16 protein-coding genes are annotated in these 21,158 nt (G+C 58.7%); 11 read left to right on the top strand and 5 right to left on the bottom strand.

Features of this window, described 5'->3' with window-relative positions:
* The first annotated feature begins 22 nt into the window (after positions 1 to 22).
* Positions 23 to 3,595 carry an SIS domain-containing protein gene (locus tag DOLE_RS16465; protein WP_012176614.1) on the top strand — a complete coding sequence of 1,191 codons (3,573 nt, stop codon included), beginning with the start codon at positions 23 to 25 and terminating at the stop codon, positions 3,593 to 3,595.
* A complete protein-coding gene (locus DOLE_RS16460) occupies positions 3,588 to 3,986 on the top strand; it encodes a hypothetical protein (protein ID WP_012176613.1) in 399 nt (132 codons plus the stop codon). The genes DOLE_RS16465 and DOLE_RS16460 overlap by 8 nt, the downstream gene beginning before the upstream one ends.
* A 334-nt stretch (positions 3,987 to 4,320) precedes the next feature.
* Here the strand turns inward: DOLE_RS16460 and DOLE_RS16450 are convergent, their stop codons facing one another.
* The 5 genes from DOLE_RS16450 to thrS form a co-directional block, all read right to left on the bottom strand.
* Positions 4,321 to 5,898 (bottom strand): class I adenylate-forming enzyme family protein, encoded by a 1,578-nt coding sequence (locus DOLE_RS16450; protein ID WP_012176611.1) that lies wholly within the window; start codon positions 5,896 to 5,898, stop codon positions 4,321 to 4,323.
* Positions 5,899 to 6,064: 166 nt separating this feature from the next.
* Positions 6,065 to 6,463, bottom strand: coding sequence for a hypothetical protein (locus DOLE_RS16445; RefSeq protein ID WP_012176610.1), 399 nt, complete (start codon positions 6,461 to 6,463; stop codon positions 6,065 to 6,067).
* 320 nt (positions 6,464 to 6,783) lie between these two features.
* Positions 6,784 to 7,287: a MogA/MoaB family molybdenum cofactor biosynthesis protein gene (locus DOLE_RS16440; protein ID WP_012176609.1), complete on the bottom strand. Its 504-nt coding sequence runs from the start codon at positions 7,285 to 7,287 to the stop codon at positions 6,784 to 6,786.
* 170 nt (positions 7,288 to 7,457) lie between these two features.
* Complete coding sequence (gene pyrR / locus DOLE_RS16435) at positions 7,458 to 8,003, bottom strand: bifunctional pyr operon transcriptional regulator/uracil phosphoribosyltransferase PyrR (protein WP_012176608.1); 546 nt, start codon at positions 8,001 to 8,003, stop codon at positions 7,458 to 7,460.
* Between the two features lie 41 nt (positions 8,004 to 8,044).
* Complete coding sequence (thrS, locus tag DOLE_RS16430; protein ID WP_012176607.1) at positions 8,045 to 9,958, bottom strand: threonine--tRNA ligase; 1,914 nt, start codon at positions 9,956 to 9,958, stop codon at positions 8,045 to 8,047.
* Positions 9,959 to 10,108: 150 nt separating this feature from the next.
* Here thrS and DOLE_RS17705 point away from each other — a divergent pair, with 150 nt between their 5' ends.
* From DOLE_RS17705 to cooS, 9 genes are all read left to right on the top strand, one after another.
* Positions 10,109 to 11,497: a GGDEF domain-containing protein gene (locus tag DOLE_RS17705; protein WP_012176606.1), complete on the top strand. Its 1,389-nt coding sequence runs from the start codon at positions 10,109 to 10,111 to the stop codon at positions 11,495 to 11,497.
* Between the two features lie 17 nt (positions 11,498 to 11,514).
* Positions 11,515 to 12,033 carry a hypothetical protein gene (locus tag DOLE_RS16420; RefSeq protein WP_012176605.1) on the top strand — a complete coding sequence of 173 codons (519 nt, stop codon included), beginning with the start codon at positions 11,515 to 11,517 and terminating at the stop codon, positions 12,031 to 12,033.
* A 32-nt stretch (positions 12,034 to 12,065) separates the two neighbouring features.
* Positions 12,066 to 13,214, top strand: coding sequence for a ribonuclease D (locus tag DOLE_RS16415; RefSeq protein ID WP_012176604.1), 1,149 nt, complete (start codon positions 12,066 to 12,068; stop codon positions 13,212 to 13,214).
* Positions 13,215 to 13,336: 122 nt separating this feature from the next.
* Positions 13,337 to 13,942 carry an alpha/beta hydrolase gene (locus DOLE_RS16410; RefSeq protein WP_012176603.1) on the top strand — a complete coding sequence of 202 codons (606 nt, stop codon included), beginning with the start codon at positions 13,337 to 13,339 and terminating at the stop codon, positions 13,940 to 13,942.
* 163 nt (positions 13,943 to 14,105) lie between these two features.
* Complete coding sequence (locus tag DOLE_RS16405) at positions 14,106 to 14,669, top strand: class I SAM-dependent methyltransferase (protein ID WP_012176602.1); 564 nt, start codon at positions 14,106 to 14,108, stop codon at positions 14,667 to 14,669.
* Between the two features lie 180 nt (positions 14,670 to 14,849).
* On the top strand, positions 14,850 to 15,839 hold the full coding sequence (locus DOLE_RS16400) for a radical SAM protein (RefSeq protein WP_012176601.1): 990 nt from the start codon (positions 14,850 to 14,852) through the stop codon (positions 15,837 to 15,839).
* A gap of 397 nt (positions 15,840 to 16,236) precedes the next feature.
* Positions 16,237 to 17,040, top strand: coding sequence for a 2-amino-3,7-dideoxy-D-threo-hept-6-ulosonate synthase (locus DOLE_RS16395; protein ID WP_012176600.1), 804 nt, complete (start codon positions 16,237 to 16,239; stop codon positions 17,038 to 17,040).
* A 431-nt stretch (positions 17,041 to 17,471) separates the two neighbouring features.
* Complete coding sequence (locus DOLE_RS16390; protein WP_012176599.1) at positions 17,472 to 19,028, top strand: acetyl-CoA decarbonylase/synthase complex subunit delta; 1,557 nt, start codon at positions 17,472 to 17,474, stop codon at positions 19,026 to 19,028.
* Between the two features lie 83 nt (positions 19,029 to 19,111).
* The gene (cooS, locus tag DOLE_RS16385; protein WP_012176598.1) at positions 19,112 to 21,151 is read left to right on the top strand and encodes an anaerobic carbon-monoxide dehydrogenase catalytic subunit; all 2,040 of its coding nucleotides are present in this window, start codon (positions 19,112 to 19,114) and stop codon (positions 21,149 to 21,151) included.
* Positions 21,152 to 21,158: the final 7 nt, after the last annotated feature.

Raw genomic sequence — 21,158 nt, 5'->3', positions numbered from 1 at the left:
TTCATAAGAGAGGGGAGCCTTCATGTGCGGCATTGTCGCCATTGTTCCGTTTCAAAACGGGGCCGGACCGGCGCCGGTTGTTGACGTATCGGTCCTTCAGGACATGGTCGACCGGGTGCGGGAAACCACGCTGGACCGAATGATCGAAGCCGGCGGCTTTTCAGCGGACCGTTACCTGGGCGGCGACGCCGTTTGTGACGCCCTGGCAAAAGCCGCCCGTGACCTGAAAACCGACGCCGCTTTTTTCCATCTTTATGCCCATGCCGACGCCGCAAAGGCGGTGTGCGACCTGGGAATAGGGTTTCGGGGGCTGATCGACGCCGAAGCCGATGCCATGGACCGGCAGGCCGGTCAAATGGAAGCCGCTGTCGCTGCCGCGGCTTTTGACCGCCTGGAAACGCTTCGGGACATCTGCTGGTGCCTGGAAACCGAGGTGTGCGACAACGTAAAAAAAGTCGGTGCCCTTGCCGGGGGCCGGAACCTTTCTTTTTCCGCCGCCTGCCTTGTCAGAAAAATCAACACCACGTTTAACAGCCTGGACCGGCTGGAGGTGCGGGGCCGGGACTCGGCCGGCATCTCCGTCATGGCGGTTCTGGATGCCCCGGCGTTTGACCGGTTTTCCGCTTCCCTTGCCCAGGCCGGCCTTGACAAAGAGTTTGCGCAGCGGACCAACCCTCGCATACTTTCAAACCGCTCTGTCGCCCTTTCCCGTACCGGCCTGAAAGCGCCGGTCTGCCTTGCCTTTGTCTACAAGGTGGCCGCGGAAATTGGCAGCCTGGGCGACAATGTGCGGTTTCTGCGGGAGCAGATTCAGGGAGACTCCCTCTTCTGGCGCCTGCTGGAGAGCCCTGTGCGCCACTGCACCCTGTCGGCCCACACCCGGTGGGCATCGGTGGGCACCATCACCGAAGCCAACTGCCACCCCCAGGACAGCCGGACCACGGACCGGGAACCGCCGGACCATCCGGTTATCCAGGTCTGCCTCAACGGTGACATCGACAACTTCCAGGAGCTCAAGGCGGAATACGAATCATCAAACAACCCGGTTCCCGAAGAGATCACCACCGACACCAAGATCATCGCCCTGCGCGTTCAGGTCCACCTGGAACAGGGGCATGACATTGAATCCGCCTTTCGCCTGGCGGTAAACGATTTCAAGGGCTCCCACGCCATCTCCATGCAGACCAGCCTGGCGCCGGGTAAAATGTTTTTTGCCCAGAAGGGCAGCGGCCAGGCCCTGTTTCTGGGCCTGGCGCCGGACCACTATATTGTCTCCTCCGAGCTTTACGGTATCGTGGAAGAGACCGCCGATTTTGTCAAAATGAACGCCAACGGCTCGGGCACGGCCGGCAGCGGCCAGATCGTGATCCTGGACGGGGCCGGAAGCGGTGGTGTCGGCGGCGTAAAGACCCTGTGCTACGACGGCACCCCGGTGGCCGTCGTAGCCCACCAGGCCCTGACCACCGACATCACCTCCAGGGACGTGGACCGCCAGGGCTATTCCCACTATTTTTTAAAAGAGATCTCCGAGGCCCCGGCGGCCATTGAAAAGACCCTTTACAACCGCTGGAAAACCGTGGATGGCGGCCAGGGCCTGGAAGTCGCCCTGGAGAAGGCCAGCCTGCCGCCGGCCCTGTGCCGGGCCATGGCCGACGGCACGATCCGCCGCATTTTCTTTATCGGCCAGGGAACAGCGGGGGTGGCGGCCCTGGCCTGCGCCGGTATCCTGGAGTACTACCTTGCCGATCCCTCCATGGGGGTGCGGGCGCTGAAGGCGTCGGAACTCAGCGGCCTGGACATGATGGAACATGCCGGCACGGACACCCTGGCCGATACCCTGGTGTGCGCCATCAGCCAGTCCGGCACCACTACCGACACCAACCGGGCCGTGGACATGGTAAAAAAACGGGGGGCCCACACTCTGGCCATTGTCAACCGCCGGGATTCGGATATCACCTTCAAGGTGGACGGCGTAATCTACACCAGCACCGGCCGGGACATCGAGATGTCGGTGGCCTCCACCAAGGCCTTCTACTCCCAGGTGGTGGCCGGGGCGCTGCTGGGACTTGCCCTGGCCCGCATTCGGGGCGCCAGGGACGGTGAGTTTATCACCAGCGAGATCAAACAGATGCTGCGGCTGCCCGCCTGCCTGCGGCGGATCTTCACCCGCCGGGATGCCATCTCCGCCTGCGCCGACCGGCTGGCCTCGGCCCGGACCTACTGGGCCGTGGTGGGCAGCGGCCCCAACAAGGCGGCGGCCGATGAAATCCGGATCAAGCTCAGCGAACTGTGCTACAAGACCATCTCCTCGGACTACGTGGAGGACAAGAAGCATATCGACCTTTCCGCCGAGCCCCTGATCATCGTGTGCGCGGCCGGGTCCCGTTCCCGGGTCCTGGAGGACATCGTCAAGGACACCGCGATTTTCAAAGCCCACAAGGCCGTGCCCATCGTCATCACCGACGAGGGAGAAGAACGGTTTGCCCCCTATGCCGAGGCCGTGATTCCCGTGCCCCAGGTGGCCGAACACTTCGGCCCCATTGTCAACACCTTTGCCGGCCACCTGTGGGGATACTACGCGGCCCTGGCCATTAACAAAGGGGCCCGGCTGCTTCACGAATTCCGGGAAACAGTGCGTGGCGACATTACCGCTTACATGCAGAAGGGACTGGACCTTTTTGAAATTCTGCTTGAAAACGGGTTCCGTGAAAAAATCGCCCGGTTTTACACCGTGTTCCGGTCCCGGCGGCATGACGCCGACTGTCCGGCGGCCATCTCCCTGGCTTCGGACCTGGCCCTGCTGCTCAAGTACCTGTCCGGCCGGCTGCCCTTTTCCGATTTTGAACTGGACTTCGGCAAAAAAGGCACGGCCCCCAACATGATCGACACCCTGTTTGAATACCTGGGCCGCTCCATCAACCACATGGCCCGGCCCGTGGACGCCATCAAGCACCAGGCCAAAACCGTGACCGTGGGCACCAGCCGGACAAAAGAGACCATGGAGGGCATTCTGTTTGAAACCCTGGCCGGCTTTGATCTGCATATCTCCCAGCTCACCAACACCAATATCGTGGTGCTTCGAAACGTTCAGCTCATTGTATCGGAAATCAAGGGCGCCATTCTTTACAAGGTGGACCACTTGAACCTGCTGGGCGAGCCCACGGACGAGACCACCATCGCCATTATCAAAAAGACCGGGGTTCTGGCCGAGATACCGTCCCGGGTGGAGTCCGACAAACGGCTCAAGGGCACCAAGAAGATCATTGTGCGGGAGGGCAACGTCTATATCGGCAAGGGCCGCAAGGACGACCGCCATATCGTTGTGATCCCGGTGCTGTCGGCTTCTCCGGCCCGGGGCGGCATGATCCGGTTCATTCTGCTGCTCAACATCGGGTTCAGAAAAGAGGCCACCCTGTTTGAAAAGAAAAAGGCCCTGGGCGGCAAGGCCGAGCGCATCAAGAACATTGTCCAGGAGAGCAGCGTGGTGTGGCAGGACAGTTTTCTTGAACAGGTGGACATCCAGGACCTGTTCGGCAAATCCGCGGAAAAGATCGCCGAATCCATTGTGACGGCAGTGGAGAAAAACAGTGAATAGGCGGGGCCGGGCCACAGCCCTGCTGCAAGTTGCCACCGGCATCGGCATTCTGCTGTTCTGGGCCGCCTTTTTCACCATCGGCCTGGCCCCTCAAAACCCGCCGGAATGCTACTTTGCCTACGAGCACGCCTTTCCTTTTCCTGACAGCGTACTTGCGGTGGGCCTGGTTGTGGCCGGGTGCCTGCTCCTTGCAGGTAAAGCCGGGGGCCGGTCTCTTTCCCTTGTCTGCGCCGGGGGCCTGATCTTTCTGGGCCTGCTGGATTTTTCCTTCAACCTTCAGAACGGCATCTATGCCGCCTCCCCGGTTGAACTGGTCACCAACGGCTTGATCAACGCATGGTGTGTCGGCTTCGGCGGGTTTATGGCCCTTACCCTGGGCCGAAGCGGATAACACCCTCCTTGTTTATTCAAATCGCTGTCGCTATCGGGATCAGGCTCGATCAGGGTCACGATTATGATCAAGAGCAAGAAAATAGGGTATGGGGCCATTGATAGCGACCCCGATTTCGATTTGGATTTTAACTTCCGGCAGAAGACCTTACTTAGTGTCCATCCATGTAACATGGATGACACCACATGGTGTTTCCAATCCAGAAATGAGAATTTTTTTGCAAGATCAAGGAAAACAAGGGCTGACGCGGAGGCGTACTGTTGTACGCCGCACAAGGAAGCCCGCAGTTTGACGCAGAGATTGCGGAAAAAGGCCATTTATGGATGGAAACTACCTACTTGACCTGAAAGCTCTCCTCTGCGCCGCCGTATTTCTGTCGCAGTTTGGGCTTTTCGATTTTGCCGGTGGGGTTTCTCGGAATTTTGTCGAAGAAAAACTTGCGGGGCCGCTTGTACCGGGGCAGCTGTTCACAGAAGGCGACCAGTTCCTCCTTGGTCAGGGTCTGGCCCTCCTTGACCTGGATGATGGCCGCGGCGATTTCCCCCAGGCGCAGGCTGGGCAGGCCGATCACGGCGGCGTCGTGAATTTTGGGATGGGTGAACAGAAACTCCTCCACGTCCACGGGATAGATGTTCTCTCCGCCGGTGATGATGATGTCTTTTTTACGATCCACCAGCCAGATAAAGCCGTCCTCGTCTTCCCGGGCCATGTCACCGGTGAGGAGCCACCCGTCTTTTAAGACCGCGGCCGTGGCCTCGGGGTTTTTGTAATATTCTTTCATCACGCCGGGGCCGCGAATGATCAGCTCTCCCACCGCTCCCTGTTTGACCGGGGTCAGGGCCTCGTCCACGATGCGGGTCTCCCAGTCGAACCCGGCCTTGCCGATGGCCCCCACCTTGTGCATGTTTTCCATGCCCAGGTGTACGCACCCAGGGCCCGTGCTTTCCGTAAGGCCGTAGTTGGTGTCGTAGTCGTGGTGGGGAAAGATCTTTTTCCACTCCCGGATCAGGCTGGCCGGCACGGGCTGGGCCCCGATATGCATGAGCCGCCACTGGTCCAGCTGAAAGTCGTCCAGCCGAATGTCCTTATTCTCAATGGCAAACAGGAGGTCCAGTGCCCAGGGCACCAGCAGCCAGACCACGGTGATCTTCTCCTCGGACACGGCCTCAATGATCCACCGGGGCTCCACGCCCTTCATGATTACGGATTTGGCGCCCACGATGAAGTTGCCGAACCAGTGCATCTTGGCGCCGGTGTGGTAGAGCGGGGGAATGCACAGAAAGTTGTCTTCATGGGTCTGGCGGTGGTGGTGGTTTTCCACGTAGCAGGCAAACTCCAGGTTCTTGTGGGTCAGCAGGGTGGCCTTGGGGTCGCCGGTGGTGCCGGAGGTAAAATAGAGGGCCGCGCTGTCTTCCAGAAAGAGGGGAACGTCCGGCCGGACCGGCGCCGTTGTTTCCAGCAACTGTTTGTAGGTCTTGCAGTAATCCGGGGCCGCAGCCTCGCTGCCGGTGAAGATATAGGTGTGCACGGTTTTGTCCAGCTCCGGCTTGACCGCGTGAATGCGGTCGATAAACTCTTCGCCGAAAAAGATCACTTTTGCCTCAGCCGTTTGCACGCATTTCTGAATGGTCGTGGCCACAAACCGGAAGTTCAACGGCACCACCCAGGCACCGGTGCGCAGAATGCCGAAGTAGATGGGCAGCCACTCCAGGCAGTTGGTCATCAGGTGGACCACCCGGTCCCCCTTGCCGATGCCCAGGCCGACCAGGGCGTTTGCCACCTGGTCGCTCTGCCGGTCAAACTCGGACCAGGTGATCTGACGGCGCAGGTTCTCCGCCGGGCTGCGTTCCACAAGGGCGACCTCATGGCCGTACATGCGGGCGTTGCGGGCCAAAATTTCAGTTATAATCATAGTCTTCGCCTGAAGATGGCTTCCCAAAACGTCCAATTGCTGTGTTGCGCCGCGCCCCTCCTCAATCGGCGTACATCAAGTACAGCCTCTTCGTCGGGGCTTGCGCGCCTTGCACTTGAACGTTTTGAAAAGCCATCGATTCTGCCCACTCGCGCGAAGCGGCAGGTTAGGTGTTTTTAATTTTTTTGATTTGTTGTGAAAGAGTATTAGCCCCAAGAATTATCAAAAAACTGAGGGCTGTCAAATTCAGTACAATCATAAAGTTGTATTCCGAAAAGTTGTGCCTAGAATCTGTTTCAAAGCCACCGAAACAAAATCTTTTTAAAATATAAAACAAGCTAGCCAATAAACAGACTTTAGTTTTCGAACTTGTTTTGGTCCAACCAATATACAAGCCCGTAAAGGCTAATGGTGAATACCCATACAGGACATAAAAGAAAAGTGGCGCTGCTAATGTTATACCTAAAAACTGCAATGCCGTTTCAATGGCAACGAATATAAACTGTACTGAAAAAATCAGTACAAAAGAGATTAGTATGATTTTGAGATCATTTTTGTTAATCATATTTTTTATCTAACCGCTATTATACAGCTATATTAATACCCAGCACAATTATCCGGACAGGGAAAACGGCAATCGAACATATCGTGTTGCCCCGTCCGTTGCAGCGCAGCTGAGCGCGGGCGGTTTTTTCGGGAAAAGCGGGCAGGCTGTTTGAGTTCGCCGCAGGCGAACGAGTTCCTGCCCGCGCCGAAAAAAGCGTTTGCGCGAGGGAAGCCACGCCTGTGGCGTGGCCAAGCTGCAAGGACATGTTTCTTTTGGTCCTTTTCTTTGCGCCAAAGAAAAGGACACTACAGCAATTGGGCGTTTTACAAAGCCATCATTCATTCACTCACATGTTTGGCCAGATGTCCCGCCTCGGGAAAAATAACCGCCTTGCAGATCAGTTTGCAGGCCGCCAGGCTGCCGGGAATGCAGAACACCACGGTCTTTGCCGCGATGCCGGCAACGGACCGGGACAGGATGGCCGCCGAGTCAATATCCTCCAGGCTGAGCTGGGCCACCACCGGACCAAAGGCGGTCAGTTCCTTTTTGAACAGGGGGCGCACCGCCTCAATGGTGACATCCCGCGGCGTGATGCCGGTGCCGCCGGTGAGAATCATTATCTGGGGCCGGTGGGTGTTGATGGCGTCGCACAACACCTTTTGAATGGCCGGTACGCTGTCGGTGACCACGTCGTGGAAAACCACGGTGTGGCCCTCCTTTTTGGCCCGGCCCGCCATCCAGTGGCCGCTTTTGTCGTCGGCCAGGGAGCGGGTGGTGGACACGGTCAGAATGCCGATGTCCAACCGCCGGGGGGCCGCTTTTTTGTGATCGTGGGTACCCATGTTAGTTGTTCGCTTTAAGCTTGGCGGCTTCGTAAAACGCCCAATTTCTGTGTTGCGCTGCACCCCTCGTCATTGCGGCGTACGACAAGTACGCCTCATTCCTCGGAATTTGCGCGCCTTGAACTTGAACGTTTTACGAAACCGTCCGGGTTTTGGCTTTTTGTCATTCTTCAGGGTGTATTGACAACCACCGCGTCTTCACCGTCGGTTTCTGACAACAGTACATTGACCATTTCAGCCTTGTCGGTTTTTACGAACATGCCCACGTAGTCAGCCTGAATGGGCAGCTCCCGCATGCCCTCCCGGTCCACCAGCACGGCCAGCTCCACCTTGGCGGGCCGGCCAAAGTCGGTGAGCGCGTCCAGGGCCGCCCGGGTGGTGCGGCCGGTAAACAGCACGTCGTCCACCAGGATCACGGTTTTGTCATCAATGGGAAACCCGATCTGGGTGGACTGGACCACCGGCGAATACCCGATCTTGGTCCAGTCGTCCCGGTACAGGGTGATGTCGATGTCTCCGGTGGGAATGGCCCTGCCGTTGATCTCGGCAATGGTGTCGGCCAGTCGCCGGGCCAGGTGGACCCCCCGGGTGTGGACCCCGATGATTACCAGCGGCTCCAGGTTGGTGTGGCGCTGGATGATCTCCCGGGCCAAGCGAATCAGGACCGTGTTGATGCCCTGGCCGTCCAGTACCGGGGTGCGTTTTTCCATCTCCATTTTCCCTCCGCGAAACAGTGCCGCGCACTGCTTCCTGTGAATTATGCAAAGACCACCGGGGTCTGCAATCTTTTTGCAATATGTTCTTTTGCAACGGCGAAAAACGCTTCATGGCTAACGCCGTGGCGCACCTGCCCGTCCAGGGTCCGGACGGAAAGGGTGCGCGCCTCTTTTTCCTTGCCGCCGAGGGTGATAATCAACGGAATCTTGTCGATCTGGGCCTGGCGTACCTTTTTGTTCAGGCTTTCGGAGCGGTCGTCGATTTCGGTCCGAATGCCGGCCTGTTCAAACTCCTGCCGCACCTCGCGGGCATAGGGAATCATGTCGTCATTGAGGGGCAGCAGCACGGCCTGGGTCGGCGCCAGCCACAGCGGGAACTTTCCGGCAAAGTGCTCAATGAGAATGCCTAAAAACCGCTCAATGGAGCCGTAGATCACCCGGTGAATCATCACGGGCCGCTGCTTTTCACTGCCCGCGTCGATATAGGAGAGGTCGAACCGCTCCGGCAGGGACATGTCCAGCTGAATGGTGCCGCACTGCCAGGTCCGGCCCAGGGCGTCCTTGATGTGCACGTCGATCTTGGGGCCGTAGAAGGCACCGTCTCCCTCGTTGACCGCGTACCCTTTGCCGTAGGCGTCCAGGGCGGCCCGCAGGCCGGCTGTGGCTTTTACCCACTGTTCGTCCGTGCCGATGGACTTGGCCGGCCGGGTGGAGAGCTCCAGGTGAAAGCCCAGGCCAAAGGTGCTGTAGATGGTCTCCACCAGCTTGAGCACCCCGAAAATCTCCTGCTCGATCTGGTCCGGCGTCATGAAGATATGGGCGTCGTCCTGGTGAAAGGCCCGGACCCGGAACAGGCCGGAGAGCACGCCGCTGAGCTCATGCCGATGCACCAGGCCGATTTCGGCCACCCGCAGGGGCAGGTCCCGGTAGGAGTAGCGTTTCTCCTTGTAAAGCAGCATGCCGCCGGGGCAGTTCATGGGCTTAATGGCGTACTGGTTGTCGTCAATGACCGACACGTACATGTTTTCCCGGTAGTTTTCCCAGTGGCCGCTTTTTTCCCACAGGGCCCGGTCCAGCATTACAGGGGTCTTCACCTCCACGTAGCCGGCGGCCCGGTGTTCAAGGCGCCAGTAGTCCAGCAGGGCGTTCCACAGCTTCATGCCGTTGGGGTGAAAAAAGGGCATGCCCGCAGCCTCTTCGTGAAAGCTGAACAGGTCCAGTTCGGCCCCCAGCTTGCGGTGGTCCCTTTTTTTGGCCTCTTCGATAAGGGTCAGGTAGGCGTCCAGCTCCTTTTTGGAGAAAAAGGCGGTGCCGTAAAGCCGCTGCAGCTGCTCCCGGTTCTGGTCTCCCCGCCAGTAGGCCCCGGATATCTTGGTCAATTTCACGGCCCGCACAAACCCGGTGTGGGGTACATGGGGTCCCCGGCACAGGTCGGTAAAGTCGCCGTTGGTGTACAGCGATACCGTGTCGTCTTCGATCTCGTTGAGAATTTCTGTTTTGTAGGGCTGGTCCCTGTAACGATCCAGGGCCTCGGCCTTGTCCACCTCTTTGCGGACAAAAGGGATTTTGGCTGAAACGATCTTTTTGATCTCAGCCTCCACCCTGGAAAAGATCTCCTCGGACACCGGCTCCATGTCGATGTCGTAATAGAACCCGTCCTCCACCACCGGGCCGATGGTCAGCTCGGCATCGGGAAAAACTCTCTGCACGGCCTCGGCCATGACATGGGCCGCGCTGTGGCGCATGATGTGCAGCCCCTCCGGGTCCCGGGTGGTGATCAGCCGGACCGCGGCGTCGGTGGCAATGGGTTCGGACAGGTCCATGGCCGCGCCGTCCACCTCAACGGCCACGCACTCCCGCCAAAGACCTTCTGAAATGCTTTTTGCTATCTGTTCTCCCGTCACCGGACCGTCAAAGGTTTTCGTGCTGCTGTCGGGAAGCGTGATGGTGATCATGTTGTTCTCCGCCGCGGGGGCCAGAAGAAGTTTTTAAAAAATTTCAATATTTGACAAAAATCGGCAAAGCCTATAAATAATGAAATACCATCATGCGGGTCAAGTAAAAAATCAAGAGCGCCGGTTTTGTGCTCTGGTGGTAAGGGCATTATGAAGACCATTGGGCTGCCAAAGCTTGCTGACTTCAAAGACCGGTTTCTGGACCGGTTTTTCGGGTTGACCATCGCCACCCGCATGACCCTGGCCTATCTTCCCCTGGCGATTATCATCGTTCTTATCTCGGTCTACACCCTCTCCTCTCTGAGTGAGCTGGGCGATATCAGCCGCAGCATTGTGACCGGCGACATGGTGGTGATCGAGGCCACGGACAGCCTCACCCAGAACCTGCTGGCCCAGGAGGCCTATGGCCGCCGTTACCTGATCATGAAAAGCGATGAAATGAAAGAGCTGTTTCAAACCCGCAGCACCGAGATCGACAATACCCTTGACACTCTGGCCCGGGTGGACGAGATGGATCTGTCCCTTATCAGGAGTTTGAAGGCCCGCCACGATGATTTTACCGCCCTTTATGCCGGGATTTTCGATCTGCCGGAAAAGGAGCTGGCCACGGCCGGCGCTGTGTATGACGACCGGATTCGCCAGGGCCTGGATGATCAGCTGGCAATCATAAAGGCCATGACACAGGAGGCCAGGGAGGGGCTGGCGCAAAAAAGCCGGCGGACCGATGCGGCCAGCATGAGGGCCTTTCACGTGGCAGCCCTGCTGTCGGCCCTGGGTATCTGCCTGGGCATCGGGTCGGCCTACATCATCACGCGCAGCATGTCCCGCTCCATTGCCCAGCTCAAGCTGGCCACGGCCAAGTTTTCCGAGCGGCAGTTCGATTTTGTCCCTGACCTGCGGCAGAAGGATGAGTTCGGCATGCTGGCCAGGGCCTTTATCGCCATGGCCCAGCGCCTTGCCCGGCTGGAGGTGATGGATCTGGACGCCAGCCCCCTGACCCGGCTGCCCGGCGGCGTGGCCATTGAAAATGTGCTGGAGACCCGTCTGGCCCAGCAGCAGGATATCGCCTTCTGCCTGGTGGATATCGACAACTTCAAGGCGTTTAACGACCGGTACGGTTATGCCAGGGGCAACGAGGTGATCAAGGCCACGGGAAAGATACTGGAATCGGCCATTGCCGACCACGGTACTGAAGACGCCTTTGTCGGCCATATCGGCGGCGACGATTTTGCGGTGATCCTTCACCCGGACCGGTATGGCCAGGTGTGCCAGGCCATCATCGAGGCATTTGACAGAAAATCCCCTACGTTCTATGATCCCGAAGACAGAGACAGGGGTTATGTCATCGCCAAAACACGGCAGGGAAAGCAGGAGCAGTTTCCCCTTATGACGGTCTCCATTGCGGTGGTGACCAACCTGAGCCAGAAGGAGATCAACAGCGTGCGGATCGGCGAGGTTGCGGCGGAACTCAAGGAGTATGCCAAGACCGTTCCGGGCAGCCTCTTTCTGGTAGACCGGCGGGAACACCCCTCCGCTTGATGGCTACGGGGATTTTTGTGGAACGCAATAAAAACTATTATTTCATCATAATCAGGCCGATGGCCGTGTTGTTGGTCGGCACGGGCCTTCTGCTGCTGACCGGATGCGCCATGGGCCCGTCCCCGCGGCCCGCGCCTTACCCGGCAGAGGGAAAAGAGGACATTGCCGGCCGGATCGCCCAGCTTGAAGAGCGCCTGGCCTGGACCATTCCGCCGGAAGAAAAGGGGCGGCTTCTGGTGCAGCTGGCCATGCTTTACGCCCATCCGGACAACCCCGGGCCCGATTACAAAAAGGCCCTTTCCTGCATGAAGGACTGTGCCGATATGCAACCGCCGGTGGACGGCCGCTTCGTATCGGCCCTTCTGGTCCAGCTTGATGCGTGTGCGGCCCGTGCCGCGGCCGTGGACCTGGAGAACGCAAAACTGAAGCAGCAGGCCGCGGCCCTGGAGCAGGAGAACCAGGACCATAAAAACGTGATAGAAAAGCTCAAACGACTGGACATTCAGCTTGAAAAGAGACGCAAGAACATGCAGTAGACCGGCTGCCCGCGCATTGACAACGAGCTCTCATGGCAGATGACCCCCAGCAGCCCTTCACCTTTGTAAACACCCCTTCCGGCCTTGCGCAGGTGGTCCACCGCCTTGAGCGGGTGCCGGTGGTGGCCGTGGACCTGGAGGCCGACTCCCTGCACCATTTTACGGAAAAGGTCTGCCTGATCCAGATCGGCGTAAACGGTGACGCCTTTTTGATCGACCCCCTGGCCCTTTCCGATCTTTCCTCCTTAAAACCCTTTTTTGCCGATCCCGGCGTCATAAAGGTGTTGCACGGCGCCGATTACGATGTCCGGTCCCTTTACCGGGATTTCGGCATCACCATCACCGGCCTGTTTGACAGCGAAATCGCCAGCCGGTTTCTGGGGGTTCAATCCACCGGGCTCAACGACGTGGTGAACAGGCGGTTCGGCGTCACCATGGACAAGGGGTGCCGCAAGCAGGACTGGACCCAGCGGCCCCTGCCGGAAAAGATGCTGAGCTACGCGGCCCTGGACGTGCGTTACCTGGTGGACCTTTACCATCAGTTGCAAAATGAGTTGCAGCAGATGGGCCGGGCCGAATGGGTGGCCGAGGAGTGCGAACTTTTAAGCCGCGTCCGGTACGCAAACGGGGAAGACACGCCCCTGTTTGTCCGGTTCAAAGGGGCTGGCCGCCTGAGCCGGCGCACCCTGGCCGTGCTGGAAGCCCTGCTGGTTGCAAGACAGAAGATGGCCCGGAAAAAAGACCGCCCCCCGTTCAAGGTCATGGGCAACGATGCCCTGCTCAGGCTGGCCCAGGAGCGGCCCCGGAACCGGAAGGCCCTGGAGGCCATGGGCGTGTTTTCAAAAAAGCAGCTTCCCATGGTGGCCGACGGGGTCCTGGCCGCTGTTGAACGGGCCATGGTCCTGCCGGACAGTCAACTGCCGGTCTATCCCCGGACCCGGCAGCCGGCCCTGCCCAGGGCCGCGGCCCGCCGGGTGGAGATTTTAAAGCAGTGGCGGGAAAAGGCGGCCACCCGGCTGTGCCTGGACCCGGGCCTGCTCTTTCCCAAGTCCCTGGTGACGGCCGTAGCCCAGGAGGGGCCGAAAACCCTGGCCGACCTGGGCCGGGTCGAGGGCGTGAGACGGTGGCAGGTCGAGGCCCTGGGGCCGGAAATGCTGGAGGCTCTTGGTTCGGGGCGATGACCGGCAGCTGAATCCAAATCGCTATCGCTATCGAGATCGAAATCGAAAACAACAATGGAGGCCGGTTGCCATACAAGGGCCGGGCATTTTCCATTCAACGACCCTGAACACCGGAGAAACAGTTGGAACAAAAAGTATCCATCCCATGCGGCGACATCACCCTGTCCGGCCTTTTTGACGAGGGGCTTGGCAAAAAAGGCGTGGTCATCACCCATCCTCACCCCCTGTACGGCGGCAACATGTACAATCCGGTGGTGGAAACCATTGCCCGGGCCTACCGTGAAAAAGGGTATGCCGCGCTGCGGTTTGACTTTCGCGGCACCGGCGCCAGTACCGGGCGGTACGACGACGGTGAGGGCGAACAGGAGGACGTGGCCGCGGCCCTGGCCTGGATGCAGGACCGGGGGATCGGGCCGGTGGCCCTTTCCGGTTACTCCTTTGGCGCCTGGGTGATCGCCCTGTGCGCGGCAGGCCTGGCAGGAGTGGACCATGTCATCCTGGTGGCGCCGCCGGTCATTTTTGTGTCGTTTGACGATGTGACATCGATTCCGCAACTGGCCGGGGTGGTGGTGGGTGAGGCAGATGACCTGGCGCCGCCGGGCCCGGTCGGGGCTCTGGTGCCCGGCTGGAACAAAACCGCCCGGCTTTCCGTGGTCCAGGGCGCAGACCACATGTTCTGGGGGTTTGACCGGGAGTTGCAGGCCCGGATTGAGGAGATGATTGGGTAAGTTACGGCCCCGACTGTGCTGGCCCTTCTTCTTACTCTTACTCTTGCTCGTACTCTTAATCTTAATCGAGTAACAGCTGACAGGGGATTAAGAGTAAGAGTACGAGCAAGGGTAAGAAAACGGACAAGGACGATGATATATACCACCGCTGAAGGAGACTCTATTGAGCACTGACACCCAGTTTACTCACCTGTGCCCCTGGTGGATGGCCTATTTTTTTGACAACCCTTTGCGCCGGCTGTTTCACAACCCGCACCACCTGTTTTCAGCGTACCTGGCACCCGGTATGACAGCCGTGGATGTGGGGTGTGGCATGGGATATTTTTCCATCGGCATGGCAAAAATCGTTGGGCCGTCGGGCCGGGTGTGGGCCGTGGACGTGCAGGAAAAAATATTGCAGGTGGCGACCCGCCGGTTCAAACGGGCCGGGGTGGACGGGATCGTGATGCCCCACCAGTGCCGGCCGGACGTGCTGGGAGTCTCTGGTCCGGTTGATTTTGTCTTGAGTTTCTGGTCCCTGCACGAGATGCCCGATCCGGTGTCCACCGTCCGCCAGGTCGCGGACATGCTCAAACCGGAAGGCCACTATTTTCTGGCCGAACCCAAAAACCATGTAAAGCCCCGTTACTTTGAGCGGCTGTCCGGTTTTGTGCAAAGCGCGGGCCTGGTTCGTGTGGCCCGGCCCGGCGTGGCCCTGAGCACGGCGGCGGTTTTTCGAAAACCTTGACGATGACAACGTAAAAGCCCAATATCTGTGTTGCGCCGCACCCCTCGTCACTGCGGCGTACGATCAGTACGCCTCATTCCTCGGGGTTTGCGCGCCTTGATCTTGAACTTTTACGTTGCCATCTCCATGTGATTGTCATGAGCAGGGGAGCCACAATAAAACACTTGAAAGGAGTCATTCTTGAATATTGATGACCTGATACGCAAATCCATGGACAGCGGCGCTTTTTCCAAAGAAGAGCTGATTCAAATGCTGGAATTTGCGCCCAACGCGCCCGAGACTTACCGGATTTTGGCCGAGGCAAACCGCATCTCCAGGGACCTTACCGGCAACCGGGCCGAGGTTCAGGGCCAGTTTGCCTTAAACCTTGCCCCCTGTGCCTGCAACTGCAAGTTCTGTTCGTTTTCCGCGGACAGCAGAATTTTTTCAAAGGCCACCGAGATTTCCGTTGACGAGGCCGTGGCCCAGGCCCGGCTGTTTGAAGAAAACGGCGCCAATGCGATCTATGTCATGACCACGGCTTTTTATCCGTTTGAAAAGTTTTTAGACGTCTCAAAAGAGGTGCGGCACAATCTGAAAAAAGAGACGGTGATGATCGCCAATGTGGGAGACAAAACCCCTGCCCAGGCCCGGCAGATAAAGGAGGCCGGGTACAAAGGCGTATACCATGCCCTGCGCATGCGCGAAGGAGTGGATACCGACCTGGACCCGGAGCAGCGCAAGATCAGCATGCGCAACTTTCAGGAGGCGGGCCTGTCCGTGGGCACCTGCGTGGAGCCGGTGGGGCCGGAACACACAAACGAAGAGATCGCCGACCGGATTCTTTTCACCGCTTCCATTTCCCCGGCCTTCAGCGGCGCGGCCCGGCGCATCACCATTCCCGGCGGTCCCCTGGAACCCCTGGGCATGATCTCCGAGCTGCGCATGGCCCAGATCGTGGCTGTCACCCGCATGGCCATGCCCCGCACCACCCTGGGTAACTGTACCCACGAGCCCTGCACCCTGGGCGCGCTTGCCGGAGCCAACCTTTTCTGGGCCGAAGTGGGCGCCAATCCCAGAGATATCGAAGAAAAGACCGAACAGGGCCGGGGCGACACCGTGGACCACTGCAAAACGATCTATGAAGAAGTGGGCTGGGAAGTCCACACCGGTCCCTCGCGCTATTTTTAGGCACCCCGGCCGAAACACAGCCCTGGTCTTGATGTCCCGGCCCGTTTGTAGTGACGCCGTCAGGCGTTTGGCATCCGGCCGCACAAAATGCCCTTACGGGCACACTACAAACAGGTCGATGCCCTGCTCAACACCCCCCGGCCGGTCGCAAAGGCCGGCCCTTCGAATCGTGAAGGAGGGTATCCCCCATCGAAATCGGTATCGGTATCGATAACCTCATACCTTATTTTCTTACTCTTACTCTTACTCGTGCTCGACCTCGACCCCGACGTCGATCCCGATTTAAAACGCGGGATTGTCTTGCCTTTGGGCCTGTGGTAAAAACACAGGCAGAACAATTGCGGCGGACCGCATGCCGGTTCGTTCAAGAAAACTTTACAGGCAAGGAGAACAGGCGATGTTTACCAGCGGCAAGGCGGTAAGAATGGAGCGGATCATGAACCGGAACACCGGCAAGACCGTGATCGTTCCCATGGACCACGGGGTGACCGTGGGGCCGATAGACGGGCTGATCAACCTGTCGGCGGCCGTGGACATGGTGGCCGAAGGCGGGGCCAACGCGGTGATTGGCCATTTGGGCCTTCCCAAGTTCGGCCACCGCAATTACGGCCGGGACGTGGGCCTGATCCTGCACCTGTCCGCCGCCAGTATTCTGTCTCCCAAGCCCAACAAGAAGGTGCTGGTCAACACCGTGGAAAACGCCCTGCGCGTAGGGGCCGACGGGGTTTCTATCCATATCAACATCGGCGACGAGAACGAGGCCGAGATGCTCAGGGACTTCGGAAAAGTGGTGGTGGAGTGCATCTACTGGGGCATGCCTCTGATCGCCATGATGTATCCCAGGGGGCCCAAGATCGACGACGAAAAGGACGTTGAGCATGTCAAGCTGGCGGCCCGCATCGGCGCGGAACTGGGCGCCGATTTTGTCAAGACCAACTACACCGGCGACCCCGAGTCCTTTGCAAGGGTGGTGGAGGGATGTCCCGCGCCGGTGCTGATCGCCGGTGGCAGCAAGGCCGGGGACAAAGAGATGTTCGAGATGATCGAAGGCGCCATGCAGGTCGGCGCCAAGGGTTTGTCCATCGGGCGTAACGCCTTTCAGCACCGCACGCCTTCGCTGTTTGTAAAAGCGGCCTGCGCCATCGTGCATGACGGCATCAGCGCGGCAGAGGCCATGGCCATGCTGGAAGCGGATCAGTAAGCACCTGCTGCCGCCCCGCACGAAAACATAGCGCATTTAATTTTTGAGTCCTCCATAAAAACGCGTCAGACGCTATCGTCCATGCCGCCGGAAACGACGCCGGCGGCATGGACGGTAACCCTTTCATTTTTCATCCCATTTCACTTCTCGTGGGTTGTAACTAGTTTAAACCAATAGCCTTTTTTTTGGCTCAATTCTGTTGACATGGCTGTTCTATCAGTATAAACTCTCTCTTTGGTTTTGATGTTTCACCCGGTTTTGATGTTTAAATATTTGAAAATACAAATTATTTTGCCCGAACGGGCATGTTGAATATATTCAGGTTATGGAAGGCTGCACCTGAAAAAAGCGTGTAACCAAATTAAAAACAGGCTTCTTTCAAGGAGTGGCAGCCGGGTAATGACTAAATTTTCATACGTAAGGAGGCAGCTGTGGGTTTTGAAATTGCAAAAGAGTCTTATGCCGGCAGCATAAAAGAGATCTCCATCGGCAAGGGGAAAAAAGCAGTAAAGGTCGGTGGTGAAACCAGTTATCCCTTTTATCTGTTCGAAGGCGAAATGCCCAACAAGCCGAAGGTGGCCATGGAAATCTGGGACATAAAACCGGAAGACTGGCCCGAGTCGGCGACCGCGCCGTTCAAGGATGTTCTCGGTGATCCGGCGGCCTGGGCCAAGAAGTGCGTTAAGGACTACGGCGCGGACATGATCGTGCTCCAGCTCAAGAGCATCGACCCCAACGGCAACAATGCCGGCCCCGCCGACGCGGTGGCCACGGTAAAAAAGGTGGCCGCGGCCATTGACGTACCCCTGATTATCTGGGGGTCCGCCAACGTCGAAAAGGATGCCGAAGTCTTCAAGAAGATCGCCGAAGACTGCCAGGACCTGACCCTGACCATGGGCCCGGTGGAAGAGAAGAACCACAAAACCATCGGCGCCGCTGCCATGGGATACGGTCACCTGGTGATCTCTTCTTCGCCCATCGACGTCAACCTGGCCAAGCAGGTCAACATTCTGCTGGAAAACCTGGGCATGCCCATGGACCGCGTGCTGGTGGATCCAACCACCGGCGGTCTGGGCTACGGTCTGGAATACACCTATTCGGTCATGGAGCGGCTGCGCATGGCCGCCATGGCTCAGGGCGACGACAAGCTTCAGTTCCCCATGGTTAACAACCTGGGCAACGAGGTCTGGAAGTCCAAGGAAGCCAAGCTGACCGCGGATGAGGCCCCCACACTGGGCGATCCCGAGCGGCGGGGCATTCTGATGGAGGCCGTGGGCGCTGTTTCCTACCTGATGTCGGGCAGTGATGTCCTTTTCATGCGCCATCCCGAAGCAGTGCGCATGGTCCGTTCGTTTATCGACAAGCTGGCCGATGGCGGCAAGGTTGACGATATTGCCGGCGCCAAGAAACTGTTGGCAGAAGCCAAGATCGATTACGAAAAGCTGGCGCCCAAGCCCGACCTGACCATAAAGGAAGAAGAAAAGAAGGCCGCGCCCAAGAAGGCGGCCCCCAAGGCGGCGCCCAAGGCGGCCCCAAAGGCCGCGCCCAAGGCTGCGCCCAAGGCAGCCCCGGCAGCACCTGCCGCGGCTCCGGCAGCGGCAGCAGCTCCTGCAGCCCCGGCCGTGGATGCGGCAGCAGCCGCCAAGGCCGATGCCGCAGCTAAGGTAAAAGCCGAGATGGATGCCAAGGCCCAGGCCGAAGCCGATGCCAAGGCAAAAGTCGAGGCAGCCGCCAAAGCCAAGGCCGAAGCCGAAGCCAAGGCCAAGGCAGAGGCCGAAGCACAGAAAAAGGCGGAAGCCGAGGCACGGGCCAAGCGCGATGAAGAGGAAAACGCCCTGCGCCTGAAACGGGCCGAAGAAAAGGCAAAGCTGGCGGCCTCACGGAAACCCACAGTAAAGTCAACCATCAAAGTGACACCGGCCGGCGAGGTGCTGTCCGGGCTTGACGAGATTCTTGTCAACCTGGCCCGGTTCCACAAGCGCGGCTAGCATGGTGGCGTGACTGTCATATAATGCACCGGCGGAAAGCCGAAACCATAATAAAGATTATATAACACGAGGAGGAACCTCTGATGGCAGATGAAGAAAAAAAAGCAGTCGCAGCCAAGGCGGACAAAGCGCCCAAACTGGCTGACCCCATCAAGGCGTCAATCGATCCCGCCACCCAGCAGATGATCGCCCGGGCACAGGAACTGGGGATCGACACTGTCTTTGACAGAGCTGAAGCCATGAAACCCTGCGCCATCGGCGCAACGGGAATCTGTTGTAAAAACTGTTCCATGGGACCCTGCCGCCTGCCCCTGCCCAAGGGCGGAATCGTGGGCGAGGATACCCGTAAGGGTCTGTGCGGGGCCACACCCAACACCATTGCGGCCAGAAACTTTATCCGCATGATCGCCGGTGGCGCATCCGCCCATTCCGATCACGGCCGGTCCGTGGCCGAGGTGTTTATGTCCGCGGCCCGTAAAGAGACCGATGCATATCAGATCAAGGATACCCAGAAGCTTCTGGCCGTGGCCGAGGCGTTGGACGTGGCCACCACCGTTGAAGTGGACGGCGAGACCAAGGCCAGGGATATGGATGAGATCGCCCTGGAAACCGCTGAAAAGGCGTTAAACGAATGGGGTAAGTCCGAGGGTGAACTGCTCTACCTGAAGCGGGCCCCCAAGCCCCGGTACGAACTCTGGAAGAAGATGGGCGTCCTGCCCAGAAACATCGACCGGGAGATCGTGGAAATCATGCACCGCACCCACATGGGCGTGGACCAGGATTACCGGAATCTTATCAAGCAGGGTACCCGGGCGGCCCTGGCCGACGGATGGGGCGGCTCCATGCTGGCCACTGACCTGCAGGACATTGTTTTTGGCACTCCGTCTCCCATTCAGTCCGAAGCCAACCTGGGCATCATGAAGGAAGACCATGTGAACATCATTGTTCACGGCCATGAGCCGGTTCTTTCCGAGATCGTCGTGGCCGTGGCCCAGTCCCCGGAGATGCTCGATTATGCCAAGAAAAAGGGCGCCAAGGGCATTCAGCTGGGCGGCATCTGCTGTACGGCCAACGAAATCCTTCAGCGCCACGGCATTCCCACGGCAGCCACCTTTCTGCAGCAGGAACTGGCCATCATCACCGGCGCCTGTGACGCCATGGTGGTGGACATTCAGTGCATCTTCCAGAACCTGGCCAACGTGGCCAAGTGTTTTCACACCAAGCTGATCACCACCCATCCCATCGCCAAGATGGAGCAGGACAACGTGATCCATATCGAGTTTGACGAGCACCATGCCCTTGATGATGCCAAGAAGATCGTCAAGATGGCCATCGACAACTTTGAAAACCGGAAAACCGAGGTCATGATTCCCCGTCACAAGGCGGCCCAGGTGGCCGGCTTCGGCGTGGAGTCCATCGAGTATCACCTGGGCGGCTCCTTCCGGGGAACCTTTTATACATTGAACGACAACATCATCAACGGCCGCATTCGAGGCGTGGCCGGCGTGGTGGGCTGCAACAACGCCCGGACCCGGCACAACGAAGGCCACATCACCGTCGTCAAGGAACTGATAAAGAACGACGTTCTGGTGCTGACCACCGGCTGCAACGCCATTGCCTGCGCCATGGAAGGCCTGCTGACCCCTGAGGCAGCCGGTGTTTACTGTGGTCCGGGCTTGACCGAGGTGTGCGAGACCGTGGGTATTCCGCCGGTTCTGCACCTGGGCTCCTGCGTGGACAACAGCCGCATTCTGCTGGCCGCCACCGAGGTGGTCAAAGCCGGCGGCCTGGGCAACGATCTTTCCGATCTGCCCGTGGCCGGCAGCGCGCCCGAGTGGATGAGCGAAAAGGCCATCAGTATCGGCCACTACTTTGTGGCGTCCGGTGTCTACACGGTCTTTGGCGTGGGGCTTCCCGTAGAGGGGGCACCGGTTTTCCAGAACTACATCTTCAATGAGTTTGAAAAGCTCTACGGCGGCATGTGGGACCTGGAAATCGATCCGATCAAGCACGCCCACAAGATGATCGCCCATATCGACAAGAAGCGCAAGGCCCTGGGCATCGACAAGGCCCGGGAGCGGGTGCTCATGGATATGGCCGACCGCCAGGCCCTGGAAGCATAGTGGATAT

The sequence above is a fragment of the Desulfosudis oleivorans Hxd3 genome, assembly GCF_000018405.1.
Lineage (GTDB): Bacteria > Desulfobacterota > Desulfobacteria > Desulfobacterales > Desulfosudaceae > Desulfosudis > Desulfosudis oleivorans.
This window is presented reverse-complemented; position numbering and strand designations above follow the sequence as displayed.